This window comes from Rhodospira trueperi (assembly GCF_900101965.1).
Classification (GTDB): Bacteria; Pseudomonadota; Alphaproteobacteria; order Rhodospirillales; family Rhodospirillaceae; genus Rhodospira; species Rhodospira trueperi.
Genome location: NZ_FNAP01000006.1, coordinates 54,890 through 69,986 on the forward strand (window position 1 = coordinate 54,890; position 15,097 = coordinate 69,986).

Sequence of the window (15,097 nt, forward strand, 5' to 3'; positions counted from 1 at the left end):
ATGTCACGGCATGTCGAGACCTTCCTGGAGATGATGGCGGTGGACCGGGGGGCGTCACCGCACACCCTGGACGCCTATCGCCGCGATCTGACCCTTCTGGACGAATTCCTGGGCACGACGCCGCTTGAGCGCGCCTCCACCGACGACCTGCGGGCCTTCCTCCAGGATCAGGCGGCGCGCGGCATGGCGCCGCGCACGGCGGCCCGGCGCCGCGCCGCGCTGCGCCGATTCTACGCCTTTCTGGCGGCAGAGGGCCGCCGGCCCGACGATCCCGCCGACGTGCTGGACGCGCCGCGCCTGGACCGGCCGCTGCCGAAACTGCTGGACGAGACCGAAATCGACCGGCTGTTGGGTGCCGCCCGCGCCTGGGAGGGCGCCCACGGCCTGCGCGCGAGCGCGCTGCTGGAACTGGTGTACGCCGCCGGCCTGCGGGTCTCGGAACTGGTGGCGCTGCCGCTGGCGGCGGTGGCGCGCGATCCGGACGTGCTGCTGATCCACGGCAAGGGCGACAAGGACCGCGTGGTGCCCATCGGCCAGCCCGCGCGGGAGGCGGTGCGGGCCTATCTGCCGGCGCGCGAGACGTTCCTGGCGCCGAAAGGCCCGGCGCACCGGGCCGGACAACGCTACCTGTTCCCCTCCCGCGCGACCGCCGGCCACCTGACCCGCGACGGCTTCGCCAAGATGCTGACCGAGCTGGCGGTGCGGGCCGGCCTGCCGCCGGGCCGGATCAGTCCGCATGTGCTGCGCCATTCCTTCGCCACCCACCTTTTGGCGCACGGCGCCGACCTGCGCGGCGTGCAAGCCATGTTGGGACACGCCGACATCTCCACGACGCAAATTTATACACATGTCCTCGACGCGCGTCTGCGCGCCCTGGTCGCCGATCACCACCCGCTGGCCGACGCCGGCCCTGGAACCGGGCAGGACCCGTCATGACACCTCCCTTTCGACGCCGCGCCGCGCGTCCAATTCTCTGGTTGGCGCTGGTGGCCGCCCTGCTGGGTGGAGGGCTGGCCGCACCGCCCGCGTTGGCGTTCGAGGACCGCTCGGCGCATGTGGTCATTGACGCCGCCACCGGTGAGATTCTGTCGGCGCGCAAGCCGAACCACCTGCGCTATCCGGCCTCGTTGACCAAGATGATGACGGTGTTGATGCTGTTCCGGGCGCTGGACGCCGACACCATCACCATGGACACCGAGATCCCGTTTTCCGAAACCGCCGCAGCGGCCAATCCGGTCAAGCTGGGGCTGACGCCGGGCGATTCGATCACCGTCGCCGAGGCGATTCCGGCCCTGATCGCCCGCTCGGCCAACGATGTGGCCGTGGCCGTGGCCGAAGCCCTGGCCGGCACGGAGGAACTGTTCGCGCTGGAGATGACCCGCGTCGCCCGCGAGGAGCTGGACATGACGCGGACGACGTTCCGCAATGCCTCCGGCCTGCCCAATGACGAGCATCTGTCGACGGCGCGGGACATGGCCCGGCTGGCCCAGGCGCTGTGGCGCGATCATGCCGCCCGGTTTCCGGTGTTCGCGACCACCGCCTTCAGCTTCAGAGGGCAGAACCTGCCCACGTACAACCCGATGATGAGCAGCTACCCTGGCGCCGACGGGATCAAGACCGGCTTCACCTGCGCCGCCGGGTACAATCTGGCCGGGACGGCGATGCGCGACAGACGCCGCGTGATCGCCGTGGTGATGGGCGCGGGCTCCAGCGCCGAGCGCCTGTCCACCATCACCGGGCTGATGAACGACGGTTTCGACCGCCTGTCCGGAGACGGCGGCGACGACGAGGCGTCGGCGGACCTCGCCGCGCTGCCGCCGCTCACTCTGGCGGGACTGACCACCCCGCGCCCACTGCGCGCGATGCCGCCGCCCGACACCGCAGGCTGCGGCAGCAGCGGCGTCTACGCGGGCGGCTGGGGCGTCACCCTAGGCGCGTTCGCCAGCCGAGGACACGCGCGCAATCTGGCGGTCAACGCCGCCCGCCGGGGCGGCGGTCGGGCCATGACCGCGCCGATGGGCAGGGGCGGCATGGTCCGCCACCATGCCCTCGTCACCGGCCTGTCCCAAGGACAGGCGCAGACGCTCTGTCGCGCGCACCAGGCCGGCGGCCAGTATTGTCTGGTCCGCAGTCCGCAGATGCTTCGGGGCATGATGCAGGCGGCCACCCGGCTGCGACGGTCGATGCGTTAGCTCGAAACAACGCCGGTGGGCGCACTCGACCGCCGCGTCGCGGCGGATTGCCCCGCTGCGCGGGCCGAATCCGCCCTACGGTCCTGGGGCCACCTGTTTCAACGCCCCGTGTTGGCGAATCCTGTAGGTTGGGGTAAGCGGAGCGAACCCCAACACTGTCAGGATCCGTTGGGGTTCGGTGCCCCGCACCTCACCCCAACCTACGGATCCCCGGGTTTCACACCCTTTTGTTTCAACAACTATGGGTCCGTCTCAAAACGACGGGTCGTCCCGCCGGCCGCCGATGAGGAATTCCGCGTTGCCCTCCGGGCCGTGGATGGGGCTGTCGGTCACCCCCAGCACGGTCCAACCCGGCAGCCCGGCCAACCAGTCCCGGATGGTCCCGCACACCTCGGCGTGCAGGGCGGGATCGCGCACCACGCCGCCCTTGCCGACGCGGTCCCGGCCGACCTCGAACTGCGGCTTGATGAGCGCCACCAGCGCGCCCCCGGGCCGCACCAGCGCCAATGCCGCCGGCAGCACCGTGCGCAGGCCGATGAAACTGGCGTCGCAGACCACCAGATCCACCGGCTCCGGCACCTCTTCGGCGGTCAGGTGGCGGGCGTTTGTGCGCTCCAGCACCACCGCGCGGCCATCGACCCGCAGTTTATGCGCCAGCTGCCCATAGCCAACGTCCACCGCGTAGACCCGCGCCGCGCCCCGGCTCAACAGCACGTCGGTGAAGCCGCCGGTGGAGGCGCCAACGTCCACGCAGACCCACCCGCCCGGCTCCAGCCCGAAGTGATCGAGCCCCTTCACCAGCTTCAGGCCACCGCGCGAGACCCAGGGATGGTCCTGACCCTTCAGCGTCAGCGGCAGATCCGGAGAAACACGCTGGCCCGGCTTGTCCAGACGGCGGGTGTCGGAGAACACAAGCCCGGCCATCACCAGCGCCTGGGCGCGGGTGCGGCTTTCCACCAGGCCCCGATCCACCAAAAGTTGGTCGAGGCGCGGGCGTTCCGTCCGCGTGCCCGTCATGTCCCGTCGTATCGGGCGATGACACCGATCACCGGACTGTCCGGCTGGAGCGGGGCCCCGGTCAGATCGCCGTACAGATCCTCGATGGCGAAGCCGGCGGCTTCCAGTTCGGCGGTAATCTGCGCCGGTGTGAAATGCTGCAGCCAGTTGTGCACGGTCCAGACCTGATCGTCGGCCTCGACGATGGTGTAACGCTCCAGACTGAGGCTCTCGGCGTCATACAGAAAAGTCTCCTGGATGCCGACGTAATCGCCCGGCGACCAGAACCCGTCCATGAAACGCCGGCCGGCGGTCATGTCCTCCGACAGCGTCTCGAACCGCGCGCGGGAGACCACGTCCAGGGCGATCCGGCCACCGGATTTCAGATGCCGACGCCAGACCCCGTACAACGCCCGGCGCTGGGCCGGCGACAGCGCACACACATCCAGGAAGATCAAGGTGATAACGTCGAATCGGTCCTCTGTCGAAAAGGTCAGGTAGTCGGCCTCGTGATAGGTGATCGACAGCCCGGCCCGCTCCGCCGTCGCGCGAGCATGAGCGAGGGACCGCGGCGAGAAATCGACGCCCGTCACCCGGGCGCCGAACCGGGCGGCGAACCGTTCGGTATACAGGCCCGGCCCGCAGCCGAAATCGCACAGCCGGGTTTCAGGGTCGATATCCAGGCGCTTGCCCAACCAAGCCACGCTGGCATCGATCACCGCGACGGGTCGGGAGGCGAGCTGCCCTTCCGGATCCAAATGATAGGTCAGCAATTGCCCGGAAATGTGGGGATCGGTCCATAGAACGCGGGCCGAACTCACCGAGAACGGCGCAGGCCGTTCGCCAAGGTCGGCGAGACCCGGAAAGACGGTCGGCTCAGGCATGATTATCCCGTGTCCAGAGCGGATTTTTTAGACGAGCGACAAACGCCGCGTGGGCGGCGGCTTCCTCCGGCGTGGGAGCATGAGGGCGCGGCGACCGCACCGGCCGTTCGGGTGAGGCCATATCGGCGGCGGCGTTTTCGTCCTCGGTGTCGGTCGATCCCGCGCCCGCCAGGCCCAGGCCGGGTTGCCGGCCACCGATCAGGTGCAGGTAGACTTCGGCCAGGATTTCGCTGTCCAGCAACGCGCCGTGCAGCGTGCGGTGCGCGTTCTCGACCCCGAACCGCCTGCACAGGGCATCCAGCGAAGCCGGTGCGCCGGGATACTTCCGCCGCGCCATTTGAACGGTATCGATGGCTCGGTCCATGAGCAGGGGGTCGCGCCCGATGCGAGCCAGTTCGGCGTTCAGGAACCCCATATCGAAGCTGGCGTTGTGGATCACCAACGGAGAATCGGCGAAGAAGGCCAGCATGTCCTCGGCCACCTCGGCGAACAGTGGCTTGTCGGCCAGAAACTCTTCCGTCAGACCGTGAACGCGCGCCGCCTCCGCCGGCATGTCGCGTTCCGGATTGAGATAGACGTGGAACGTGTTTCCGGTCGGCAGATGGTTGACCAGTTCCAGGGCTCCGATTTCCACGACCCGATCACCGTCGGCGTGCTTGAACCCGGTGGTTTCCGTATCGAGAACGACTTCGCGGGTCATGATCCGCCTCCCCGGGCGCGCAACCGGCGCACCAGACGACGCACCCGGCGGTAGGCCGGCGCCATGCCGAGTCCCGTGTTGACGACGATATCCGCGCGGCGCCGTTTGTCTGGTTCCGCCATCTGCTTGGCCCGGATGCCCTCAAAGCGCGCCCGGGTCATGCCGGCCCGTTCCAGCACCCGCTGGGCCTGTAGGAAGGCCGGGGCCGTCACCAGCATGACGACATCACAGCGTCGTTCACCGCCGGTTTCGAACAGAAGCGGCACATCCAGAACCACCAGCCGCCGCCCGTTCAGGGCATGACGACGCAGGAACCGGTGCTCCGCCGCCCGGACCCGGGGGTGAAGAATGGCCTCAAGCCGGCGCAAGGCCGCGCCGTCGCCGAACACCCGCGCCCCTAGGGCGGCCCGATCCACCGCACCGTCCCGCACCACATCGGGGAAGGCCGCCGCGACTTCGGCCACCGCCGCACCGCCGGATCCCAGCAGGCGATGAACCACCGCGTCGGCGTCGTGGCAGGGCACATGCAAACGCCGCATCATCCGCGCGGCCGTGCTCTTGCCCATGCCGATGGATCCGGTCAGGCCCAGCACCGTCATACGCCGACCGCCGATGCGCGGCCCGTGCCGACGTCGACGCTGATCCGCGCCGTTCGGTCCTCTGGTCTCAGTCATTAAGAACCACCTGCCGGAGCGTGTCCGTCACCTCCGGATCCTGACCGAACCACGCCTTGAATCCCGGACGCGCCTGATGCAGCAGCATGCCCAGCCCGTCTACCACCGGGTTGCCACGATCGCGGGCCATGGCGAGAAGGGTCGTCTCCAAAGGCGCATACACCAAATCCGTCACCACCGCATCGTTGGGAAGCGGTTCCAGGTCCAGATCCAGCGGCGGCTGGCCCGTCATGCCAAGACTGGTCGTGTTGACCAGCAACGCCGCGTCGGCCATGGCCCGGGAGCATTCCGAGAGCGGCGCACAGCGGATGGCCGGCCCCAGAGCCTCCGCGATCGCCTCCGCTCGTGACAGGGTTCGGTTCAGCAACCGAACCTCCCGCGCGCCCGCCTCCAGAAGCGCGGCACAGACCGCGCGGGCCGATCCTCCGGATCCCAGGACGAAGGCGGGACCGTTTGCCGCGCGCCAGTTCGGCACCTGTTGCCGCAGGTTCTCGATGAAGCCGTATCCGTCCGTGTTGTCGCCATGCAGGACACCATCCCGCACCACCAGGGTATTGACGGCCCCGATCCGGCGGGCGCGGTCGGTCAGCGTCTCGCAGACCCGTGCCGCCGCCTCCTTGTGCGGCAGCGTCACATTCGCCCCCACGAACCCCAGCGCCGGCAGAGCCCGCAGGGCCTGTTCAACGGCCTCTGGCGGCACCGCGAGCGGCACATAAGCGCCGTCAATGGCGTATTCCCGCAGCCAGTACCCATGCAGGCGCGGCGACCGCGAATGGGAGATCGGCCAGCCGATCACGGCAGCGACCCGCGCCTGTCCGCTCAACAGGGGAAGACCGCCAAGAGCGGTCAGAGGCATGTTGTCGTTGGCTTCCGTCATGCCGTGATCACACCCTGGTCACGCAATTCGTCCAGCAACGGCAGAAGCGGCAGGCCGAGAATGGTGAACACATCGCCCTCCACCCGGGAAAACAATTGCACGCCCGGCCCCTCCAGCCGGTAGCCGCCCACAGTTTCGGTCACGCCCGCACCGACTGTCTCCAGGTAGGCGTCAAGGAACGCATCGGAGAACACGCGCATGGTCAGGCGAGCCTCATCCACACCCTGCCATACCACGGTGCCGTTCCGCACCAGAACACCGGCCGACACCAGTCGATGGGTGGTGCCGCGCAAGCCCTGAAGATGACGTCGGGCGGTGTCGCGATCCGCCGGCTTTTCCAGCCAATCCCCCTCGGCGCTCACGAGGATCTGATCGCCACCCAGAATGAGGTCTCCCGGATGGCGGGGCGCGATCTCCTTGGCCTTGGCTTCCGCCAGGGCGAGCGCGACCTCCTCGGCCGTGCCACCCTTCGTCGTCATCTGGCGACGCAGGGCCGCCTCATCCACCGTCGGCGTTTCGGACTTGATGACCGGTACCCCCGCGTTCGCCAGCATGGCTCGTCGGGCCGCGCTGCCGGATGCCAAAATCAGCCCGATGCCCGTCACCAGAACGTGCTCCTGTTGCGCTGAATTCGCTGAATGATGCCGGCCGCAACCTCCTCGATGGACTTCCGCGTCACGTCGATCACGGTCCAGCCCCGCCGGGCAAACAACCGGCGCGCCCGGGCGACCTCGGCCCGCACCATTTCCTCGTTGGCGTAGTCACTGTCGGTCGGTTCGTTCATCACCCGCAGGCGATTGCGCCGCAGATCGGACAGGCTCTTGGCCTCCCGCGTCAGACCGACCACCAGCGGCTGAACTCCCTTGAGTGCCAAGACCTCGTCCGGCACCGGAATCTCGGGGACAAGAGGAATGTTGACCGCCTTGTAGCCCTTATTGGCCAGATACATGCAGGTCGGCGTCTTGGATGTCCGCGACACCCCCAGAATCACGACATCGGCGTCGTTCAGTCCCTCCAGAAGCTGCCCGTCATCATGCGCCAGGGTATAGTGAATCGCATCGATGCGCCGGAAATAGGCATCATCGAGCGTATGCTGGCGCCCCGGATCGGACCGGACCTCCACCTGGAAGTAATGCTTCAACGTGTCCATCACCGGATCGAGGATGGACACGCACGGCACGTTCAACTCCCGGCAGGCATCCTCAAGGACGGCCCGCACCTCGGGATCCACAAGCGTGAACAACACCACGCCGGGATTGTTCTCGATACCCTCGATCAAACGGCGAATCTGCCCGGGTGTCCGCACCAACCACCACAAATGCTGATGAACATGCGGCACCGTGTCGAACTGCACCAGACAGGCACGCACGGCGCTGCTCACCGTCTCGCCCGTGGCATCCGAGACCAGATGGAGATGAAAATCGGTCACGGCGACATCCGACTCACGCTGGCAGATTCGACGGGGCGCCTCTTTCGCGCGACACGACCGGACCGCTCTGTCCCGATTCGATCGGCAACAGTTCGGCGGACGATGGCGACGGCACCCACCACTGCCCCCTGTGGATCAATCCTGAGGGAAACCCTGTGGGCAAACGGTGAACTCTGTGGGCAAACCGGGGACCTGTGGACCCCTCGTTCTTTTAACGGGTTTGAGAGTCCCGGTCACCCCCTGGATATCCTTGCGTGGATATCCGGACTCGAAACACCGGGATCCTGGGGATCACCGCATCCCCGAACCGACCTGTCCCCGATATCCCCGCTTTTCCCCCGCGCCGACAAAGACCCGATCACCGGCGGATCGACTCGGGCAACCGCGCCTGTTGTTCCGGGCTTTGTCCCCACCCACGGACCACCGATGGACCGCAAGCCGCTGACTCGGGATAAGAGTCGGGATCCCCATGAATCCCCGTTTTTCCACCCCCCAACAACCTCTCCATCCCTTTCTTTTCATCTTCTTCCTGTTTAGAAGGAGGGACCTCGCGCGGATCGGGCCCGATGCCCGGAGCCCGTGCCCAAGCCAATCGTTCGATCCCGTATTTCGGAGCCGGCCCGTGTCCCAGTCCTCTGTCTCGTCCTCCTCCAAGCCGTTTCTGCGCACGTTGGCCGGTGAGGCGGTTTGGCCGCCGCCGGTGTGGCTGATGCGCCAGGCCGGCCGCTACCTGCCGGAGTACCGGGAGACCCGACAGACCGCCGGCGGCTTCCTCGATCTCTGCTATACGCCCGATCTGGCCGTTGAGGTCACCTTGCAGCCGTTGCGGCGTTACGGGTTCGATGCCGCCATCCTGTTTTCCGACATCCTGGTGGTGCCGCACGCCCTGGGGCAGGACGTGGCCTTCAAGGAAGGCGAGGGACCGGTCCTGGATGCGTTGAAGTCGGAAGCCGATCTGGCGCGGCTGGATGTCGGCCGGGTGCTGGATCACATGCGGCCGGTGCTGGACACGGTTGCCGGGCTGTCGCGAGCGATTCCAGAGACGACGGCGCTGATCGGCTTCGCCGGAGCCCCCTGGACCGTTGCCACGTACATGATCGAGGGCGGAGGGTCGAAGGACTTCGCGACCACCAAGGCGTGGGCTTACGGACGGCCGGATCTGTTCGCCCGTCTGATGGAGACGCTCGTCACGGCGACCGGAGATTATCTGATCGCACAGATCGATGCCGGCGCCGAGGCGGTGCAGATCTTCGATACCTGGGCGGGGGCCCTGCCCGAGGCCGAGTTCATGCGCTGGGTGGTGGAGCCCATCGGCAGTCTGACCCGGCGGATTCAGGCCGAGCGTCCGGGTGTTCCGGTGATCGGGTTCCCCCGTGGGGCCGGGGTGATGTATCCTCGGTTCGTGACGGAAACCGGTGTCACGGCGGTTGGTCTGGATACGGCGTTGCCGTGTGCCTGGGCGGCGGAGAACATCCAGCCGCTTGCGGTGACCCAGGGCAATCTGGATCCCATTCATCTGGTGGTCGGTGGCGAGTCCCTGGATGCGGCCACGGACCACGTTCTGGGAACGCTGTGCGGGCAGCGGCCCCATATCTTCAACCTGGGTCATGGCATCGTTCCGAAGACGCCGCCGGAAAACGTGGCCCGCATGATGGAACGCATTCGCAACGCGCCCCGTCCGGGGCACACCTAAGGCAACGGACGCGGGAACGGTCCAGGTTGCGTGGGACCAAAAAGTGCGGGAGAGGTTATGAGCCGTCTGGCGGTTGTCGTCTTCAATCTGGGTGGACCGGACAGCCTGAAGTCGGTCAAACCCTTTTTGTTCAATCTTTTCAATGATCCGGCGATCATCGGATTGCCGACCATACCGCGATGGCTGATCGCCAAGGTCGTGTCCGCCCGACGCGCGCCCATTGCCCGGGCGATCTATGAGAAGATCGGGGGACGATCGCCCCTGGTCGAGCAGACCGAAACCCAAATGACGGCCCTGAAGACGGCCCTGGACCGGCGCGGCATCGCTGGAGAGGTTGGCGTCTTCATGGCCATGCGCTATTGGCATCCGATGACTCGGGCTGCCGTGGATCGGGTCAAGGCCTTCCGGCCCGACACGGTGATTCTCCTGCCGCTGTATCCGCAGTATTCCACCTCCACCAGTGGATCGTCCCTCAACACCTGGGTGCGCACGGCACAGGCCCGGGGGTTGTCGGCAGAAACCCACACCATCTGTTGCTATCCCACGGAAACCGGGTTCGTGGCTGCGCTGGCGGATCTGACCAAGGCCGGCGTGGAGCAGGCCCGACCGCACGGTCCGCCCCGCGTGCTGTTCTCGGCGCACGGTCTGCCCAAGGCCAACATCGAAAAGGGTGATCCCTATCAGAGCCAGGTGGAGATGACGGCGGCGGCCATCGTCGAAACGATGGGGATTCCAGATCTGGACTGGGTGGTGTGCTATCAAAGCCGCGTTGGCCCGCTGGAGTGGATCGGCCCGGACACGGATTCGGAAATCGAACGCGCGGGTCGCGACGGGGTGCCGGTGGTCGTGGTTCCGCTGGCGTTCGTCTCGGAACACTCGGAAACCCTGGTCGAACTGGACCTGGAATACGGCGAACTGGCCGAGGAACGAGGTGTGCCGGCGTATGTTCGGGTGCCCACCGTGCAGGCACACGACACCTTCATCGACGGGCTGGCCGATCTGGTGACCCGGGCGATGACGGCGGAAGCGGGCGACGGCTGTTTAATCGAGGCAGGGCCAGCCGGGGGCCGGTTGTGTTCCCAGGTTGGGGCTCGCGTGTGTGGCGGAGAATGGTCGATGTGCCCGCATGTCCCGGATCAGAACTCCGACAAACAGGGACAATGAGCACGCTGGGATAAGATAACGACAGTCGGAACGAGAGGCGCGACGGATGGAATTCCTCGACTTTATGACTTTGTTCAACCTCTGGGGCTACATGCTTTGGATCAAAGCCCTGCATGTTATTAGTATTATTACCTGGATGGCGGGCCTTTTCTATCTCCCGCGTCTCTATGTTTATCATGCCATGGAGGAACCCGGTTCCGCCACATCTGAACGGTTCAAGGTCATGGAGCGCCGTCTTCTCAAGGCGATCATGAATCCATCCCTGATCGTTGCCGTGATCACCGGTATGTTGTTGTGGGGTCAGTTCCTCACCGACGGTTGGTTTCATGTGAAGCTGTTGGCGGTGGTCGGCCTGCTGGTCTGCCACGGGCTCTACGCTCGTTGGCGCAAGGACTTCCTGGAGGACCGCAACACCCGGGGACACCGCTTCTATCGGGTGTGGAACGAGGCGCCGACCTTGATGATGCTCATCATCGTGCCCATGGTGATTGTCAAACCCTTCTGAGCCGGCGCGCCGTCCGGCGTCTCGGCGCGTGCCCGGATCGCGGAGATGAATCGCTGGCATGGCCGAGGCCGCCGACCGACCAGGATATGCACCGGAGTCTGGACCGCCCGCCCCGCGTTCGCGGGGGCGGCGGCGCAAGCGGCTGATTCCTGTTCTGACGCTGATCGTCGTCCTCGTGGGCGCCGGGGTGGCTGGCAGCGGAGGATGGATATTCCGCACCGAATCGGGACGGGACTGGCTCCGCGGAACCATCGTCGATCTGGTCAACGGAACCGGGGTCGTGTCCGTCGAGCTTGAGGCTCTGAACGGCGATCTGCCCTTCTCCCTGGAGCTGGTCGGCCTGACCGTCTCCGACGCCGAAGGGATGTGGCTGGCCGTCGACCGGGTCGCACTGGCCTGGGATCCGGCCCACCTCCTGGATCCGCGCTTCCATATCGACAGCGTGCATGCCGAGGGCGTTTTGTTGAACCGGCTGCCCGTCTTTCCGGCCTCCGAGCCGGCGGAAGAGACCTCCGGCGGGTTCGATTTCGGGCTGCTGGGGCTGCTGACGGTGGCGGACCTGCGGCTCGACGGCGTCTTCGTGGGGTCGTCCATCATCGGTGAACCGGTACTGCTGGATCTGGCGGGCCATCTCGGCAGCGAGGGCGAGGCCCTGGACCCGACCGCGATCACGGCCGCGCTTCAGGCGCGGCGGATCGACGGTGACCTGGCGGAGCTTGACGCCAAGGTCCGACTAGAGGGTCCGTCGTTCGACCACGTCAACGTGGACCTGGAGGCCCGCGCCGACAGTCGCCGGGCGCCGGATGTGGTTCAGGCGCTGATGCCGCATCCGGTCACGGTCTCCGGACGAGTTCGCTACGGACTGTCCGATTCCACCATCGCGGTGAACGCCCTGCGGATCACGGACGATCACGGCGTGACCCTGACCGCCAAGGCCGACGCCGCGCTGTCACCCCTGACCGCGCGGGCGGAGGCGGGCCTGAATCTGACGCGCCTGGACCGGCTGACCCCGATTCTAGGATCGCTGTCGCCTGCCGGATCCGGCACGCTGACCCTGGACGACATCACGCTCGACGAGACGTTGATGGTGTCGGCGAACGCCCGGCTGACCCTGACGGACGCGGCGCTGGGTCTGCCCCAGGTGGAGGCCCTGTTGGGTTCTCGTCCGGACCTGACCGCCGGGGTCACGTTCGATCCGGCAGCCGGTCTTTCGGTGGCCGATCTGACCCTATCCGGTGCGCTTGTGTCCCTGGCTGGGGCAGTCTCTATCCCGGCGGATTTCGAGACTCTGGATGCCGACCTTTCGGCCCATCTGGCGACGCTCGACCCCCTGACCGGGGGTGCGCTGGTGGGCGCGGCGACAGTGCGGGCGCGCGCGTCCGGTGCGCTGGGCAATCCCGATGTGTCGGCCACGGTCCAGGTTCCGACGACCCAACTGGCCGGACAGGTCTGGCATACCCTGAACGTCTCGGCCACGGCCGCGGGCGTGGCCAGCGGCCCGTCCGGCACCCTGGAGGCGACGGCGACGGGTCCGGCCGGGCCGGTGTCGGTGTCCGCCGCCTATGCGCTGCCGGGGTTCGCGGTAGCGGAGGTGTCTGATCTGAGCGTCGAGGCCCCGGGGTTGCGCCTGGATGGGACCGCGCGGGCCGATCTGGCCACGCTGTTGACCGAGGGATCGGCGCGGCTGTCCATCACGAACGCGAGAACACTGGCGGCCTGGGGCGCGCCGGGGCTGGCGGGGTCCCTGAGCGCGGACGTGACCCTGGACCCGTCGGGGGATCGCCAGCATGTGACCGCGACGGCGCGGGGCACCGATGTCTCCTTGTCCGACGGCGCGGTCTCTCTCGGTGCGCTGACGGTGGACGCCACGGTGGACGACGCCTTCGGCGGCGCGGCGATCACGGCCAAGGTTCGATCCCAGACCGGCGGCGCCGGCGCGGTGCAATGGGACACTCTGGCGGCGGACCTGAACGGAACGGCGGACGATCTGACGGCGACCGTGGATCTGTCCGGCACGGGACCGACCGGGCCGTTGACGCTGGCGGTGGCGACGCGGGTCCAGCCCGGCGAAAGCCGGGCGACCCTCACCCGCCTGACGCTGGACAATGCCGGCCGCACCCTGGCGGCGCGGGAGCCGGCCGCCGTGACGTGGGTCGATGGCGTCCGGGTGGATCGGCTGGCCGTGGATGTGGAAGACGGCGTGGTGACCGTCCAGGGCGGGATGACCGGCGATGCGCTGGATGTCTCGGTTTCGGCGGAGGCAGTGCCGCTGACCTTGGCTGAGCTGGCGGCGCCGGACCTGGGGCTGTCCGGGCGACTCGACGCCACGCTCACGCTGTCGGGGCGCCTGCCCACGCCGGAGGGAACACTGCGGGTGGGCGTGCGCGACGTGTCTTTCGCCGACGCCCAGGATGCTCCTCCGCTGGCCGCCGACGTCTCGGGACGACTCCGCGGCGGGCGTCTGACGGCGGAGGCCACCCTCTCGGGCTTCGCCGAGCGGCCGACGCGGGCCACGGCCGACCTGCCTCTGGTGCTGGGCGCGGACGGGCCGATCCCCCCCGACGCGCCGCTGTCGGCCAGCGTGGACTGGGACGGCCCGGTGGGGCGCGTCTGGGAGATGCTTCCGCTCATCGACCACCGGCTGTCCGGCAATCTGGTGCTGACCGCCACCGTGGACGGCACGCTGGCGGCGCCCGGCATCGCGGCCGACGTGCGTCTGACCGGCGGCGAATACGAGCACCTGACGGCGGGCACCCTGATCGACGATCTCAGCGTCACCGCATCGGCCGCCGGAACGGATCGGCTGACGGTCTCGCTGTCGGGCACCGACGGCGGCACCGGGCGTCTCAGCGGCGAGGGCGACGTGCGTCTTGGCGCGGAGGGTCCGGAGGGCACGGTGTCCGTACGTCTCGACAAGGCCATGGTGGTCCGGCGCGACGACGTGACGGCCTCGGCCGACGCCGACCTGACGCTGGATCTGGCGGGGGCGGCGGGGTCCCGTCTGTCCGGCTGGGTCCAGACCGGAGAGGTGCGCGTGCGTCTGGTCGGGGGCGGCGCGGCGGCGGTGCCGGATCTGGAGACCGTCGAAATCCGCGACGAGACCGGAACCGCCATGGCGGCGCTGGAGCGCGCGGCGGCGGAGCGCGGGAGCGACGAGGCGGCGGCCACCGGGCCCGACGTGGCGCTGGACATCGCGGTGCGGATGCCGAACCGGGTCTACGTGACCGGACAGGGCCTGGACTCGGAATGGGGCGGGGATCTCCAGGTGGGCGGCACGGCGGCGGCGCCACGCATCAATGGCACCATCGACATCCGGCGCGGCACCATCGAGGTGATCGGGCGTACGCTGACCATCCGCACGGGCCAGATCCGCTTTGCCGGGGGCCGGCGCATCAATCCCCTGATCGACATCCTGGCGGCCTATGAGACATCGGATGCGGAGGCCCGGATCGGGCTGCGCGGTCCGGCGGACGATCCCCAGTTCGTGCTGGAATCCACGCCGCCCCGGCCTCGGGACGAGGTGCTGTCGCTGATCCTGTTCGACAAGCGCACCGGCGAACTGACCACCCTGGAAACGGTCCAGCTGGCGCGGGCCCTGGCCGCGCTGACCGGCGTGGGCGGTGGGACGCAGACGGGGATTCTGGACACCGTCCGTCAGGCCACCGGGCTGGACGTGCTGCGCTTCGGGCAGGGCGGCGAGGGCGGGGGGCCGGGTGTCGAGGCCGGCACCTACCTGGGCGATGACATCTATGTCGGCGTGGAACAGGGCATTGACGCCGGCGACGGCGGCGTCAGTGTCGAGGTTGATCTGGGCGCGGGATTCCGCGTGGAAAGCAAGGCCCGGCGCTCCGGCGCGGGCGAGGTGGGGGTGCTGTGGCGCAGGGACTACTAAGACCGGCCGACAAGGTCGGCCTTTCAGAAGACCGCGACCGTCCAGCGAAGGCGCGCTCTTTTCTCCTCCCTCCTTCGGGGCTATCCGATTC

At 67.9% G+C, this 15,097-nt stretch carries 13 protein-coding genes; 6 read left to right on the forward strand and 7 right to left on the reverse strand.

Annotated features, from left to right (window positions below; translation table 11 throughout):
* Nucleotides 1-936, forward strand: coding sequence for a tyrosine recombinase (locus BLS85_RS09215; protein WP_092785518.1), 936 nt, complete (start codon nucleotides 1-3; stop codon nucleotides 934-936).
* Entirely contained in the window at nucleotides 933-2,192 is a 1,260-nt protein-coding gene (locus tag BLS85_RS09220; protein WP_092785520.1) for a D-alanyl-D-alanine carboxypeptidase family protein, read from the forward strand. Before BLS85_RS09215 ends, BLS85_RS09220 begins: the two co-directional genes overlap by 4 nt.
* A 252-nt stretch (nucleotides 2,193-2,444) precedes the next feature.
* Here BLS85_RS09220 and BLS85_RS09225 read toward each other — a convergent pair whose 3' ends face one another.
* From BLS85_RS09225 to BLS85_RS09255, 7 genes are all read right to left on the reverse strand, one after another.
* On the reverse strand, nucleotides 2,445-3,209 hold the full coding sequence (locus BLS85_RS09225) for a TlyA family RNA methyltransferase (protein WP_092785522.1): 765 nt from the start codon (nucleotides 3,207-3,209) through the stop codon (nucleotides 2,445-2,447).
* On the reverse strand, nucleotides 3,206-4,072 hold the full coding sequence (locus BLS85_RS09230; protein WP_092785524.1) for an SAM-dependent methyltransferase: 867 nt from the start codon (nucleotides 4,070-4,072) through the stop codon (nucleotides 3,206-3,208). Before BLS85_RS09230 ends, BLS85_RS09225 begins: the two co-directional genes overlap by 4 nt.
* Entirely contained in the window at nucleotides 4,065-4,772 is a 708-nt protein-coding gene (gene dnaQ, locus BLS85_RS09235; protein WP_092785526.1) for a DNA polymerase III subunit epsilon, read from the reverse strand. The genes BLS85_RS09230 and dnaQ overlap by 8 nt, the downstream gene beginning before the upstream one ends.
* Nucleotides 4,769-5,371 (reverse strand): dephospho-CoA kinase, encoded by a 603-nt coding sequence (gene coaE, locus BLS85_RS09240; protein WP_092785528.1) that lies wholly within the window; start codon nucleotides 5,369-5,371, stop codon nucleotides 4,769-4,771. The genes dnaQ and coaE overlap by 4 nt, the downstream gene beginning before the upstream one ends.
* A 67-nt stretch (nucleotides 5,372-5,438) precedes the next feature.
* Nucleotides 5,439-6,272 carry a shikimate dehydrogenase gene (locus BLS85_RS09245; protein WP_092785866.1) on the reverse strand — a complete coding sequence of 278 codons (834 nt, stop codon included), beginning with the start codon at nucleotides 6,270-6,272 and terminating at the stop codon, nucleotides 5,439-5,441.
* A 47-nt stretch (nucleotides 6,273-6,319) separates the two neighbouring features.
* A complete protein-coding gene (locus tag BLS85_RS09250; RefSeq protein ID WP_218128359.1) occupies nucleotides 6,320-6,928 on the reverse strand; it encodes a Maf family protein in 609 nt (202 codons plus the stop codon).
* Nucleotides 6,925-7,752, reverse strand: a complete 828-nt coding sequence (locus tag BLS85_RS09255; RefSeq protein WP_092785529.1) for a pyruvate, water dikinase regulatory protein — start codon at nucleotides 7,750-7,752, stop codon at nucleotides 6,925-6,927. The genes BLS85_RS09250 and BLS85_RS09255 overlap by 4 nt, the downstream gene beginning before the upstream one ends.
* Nucleotides 7,753-8,374: 622 nt before the next feature.
* On the opposite strand from BLS85_RS09255, the gene hemE reads away from it, so the two are divergent.
* The 4 genes from hemE to BLS85_RS09275 are packed head-to-tail and all read left to right on the forward strand — an operon-like array spanning nucleotide 8,375 to nucleotide 15,006.
* The gene (hemE, locus tag BLS85_RS09260) at nucleotides 8,375-9,445 is read left to right on the forward strand and encodes a uroporphyrinogen decarboxylase (RefSeq protein WP_245699160.1); all 1,071 of its coding nucleotides are present in this window, start codon (nucleotides 8,375-8,377) and stop codon (nucleotides 9,443-9,445) included.
* Nucleotides 9,446-9,502: 57 nt separating this feature from the next.
* The gene (gene hemH / locus BLS85_RS09265; RefSeq protein ID WP_092785532.1) at nucleotides 9,503-10,609 is read left to right on the forward strand and encodes a ferrochelatase; all 1,107 of its coding nucleotides are present in this window, start codon (nucleotides 9,503-9,505) and stop codon (nucleotides 10,607-10,609) included.
* A gap of 46 nt (nucleotides 10,610-10,655) precedes the next feature.
* Complete coding sequence (gene hemJ / locus BLS85_RS09270) at nucleotides 10,656-11,114, forward strand: protoporphyrinogen oxidase HemJ (protein WP_245699161.1); 459 nt, start codon at nucleotides 10,656-10,658, stop codon at nucleotides 11,112-11,114.
* Nucleotides 11,115-11,172: 58 nt separating this feature from the next.
* A complete protein-coding gene (locus BLS85_RS09275; RefSeq protein ID WP_092785534.1) occupies nucleotides 11,173-15,006 on the forward strand; it encodes a translocation/assembly module TamB domain-containing protein in 3,834 nt (1,277 codons plus the stop codon).
* Nucleotides 15,007-15,097 lie beyond the last annotated feature (91 nt).

Excerpts from the sequence above, each read along its gene's own strand:
- BLS85_RS09275 (WP_092785534.1), top strand. The coding sequence starts at position 11,173 with ATGGCCGAGGCCGCCGACCGACCAGGATATGCACCGGAGTCTGGACCG.
- coaE (WP_092785528.1), bottom strand. The coding sequence starts at position 5,371 with ATGACGGTGCTGGGCCTGACCGGATCCATCGGCATGGGCAAGAGCACG.
- BLS85_RS09230 (WP_092785524.1), bottom strand. The coding sequence starts at position 4,072 with ATGCCTGAGCCGACCGTCTTTCCGGGTCTCGCCGACCTTGGCGAACGG.
- BLS85_RS09225 (WP_092785522.1), bottom strand. The coding sequence starts at position 3,209 with ATGACGGGCACGCGGACGGAACGCCCGCGCCTCGACCAACTTTTGGTG.
- hemH (WP_092785532.1), top strand. The coding sequence starts at position 9,503 with ATGAGCCGTCTGGCGGTTGTCGTCTTCAATCTGGGTGGACCGGACAGC.
- hemJ (WP_245699161.1), top strand. The coding sequence starts at position 10,656 with ATGGAATTCCTCGACTTTATGACTTTGTTCAACCTCTGGGGCTACATG.
- BLS85_RS09215 (WP_092785518.1), top strand. The coding sequence starts at position 1 with ATGTCACGGCATGTCGAGACCTTCCTGGAGATGATGGCGGTGGACCGG.
- BLS85_RS09220 (WP_092785520.1), top strand. The coding sequence starts at position 933 with ATGACACCTCCCTTTCGACGCCGCGCCGCGCGTCCAATTCTCTGGTTG.
- dnaQ (WP_092785526.1), bottom strand. The coding sequence starts at position 4,772 with ATGACCCGCGAAGTCGTTCTCGATACGGAAACCACCGGGTTCAAGCAC.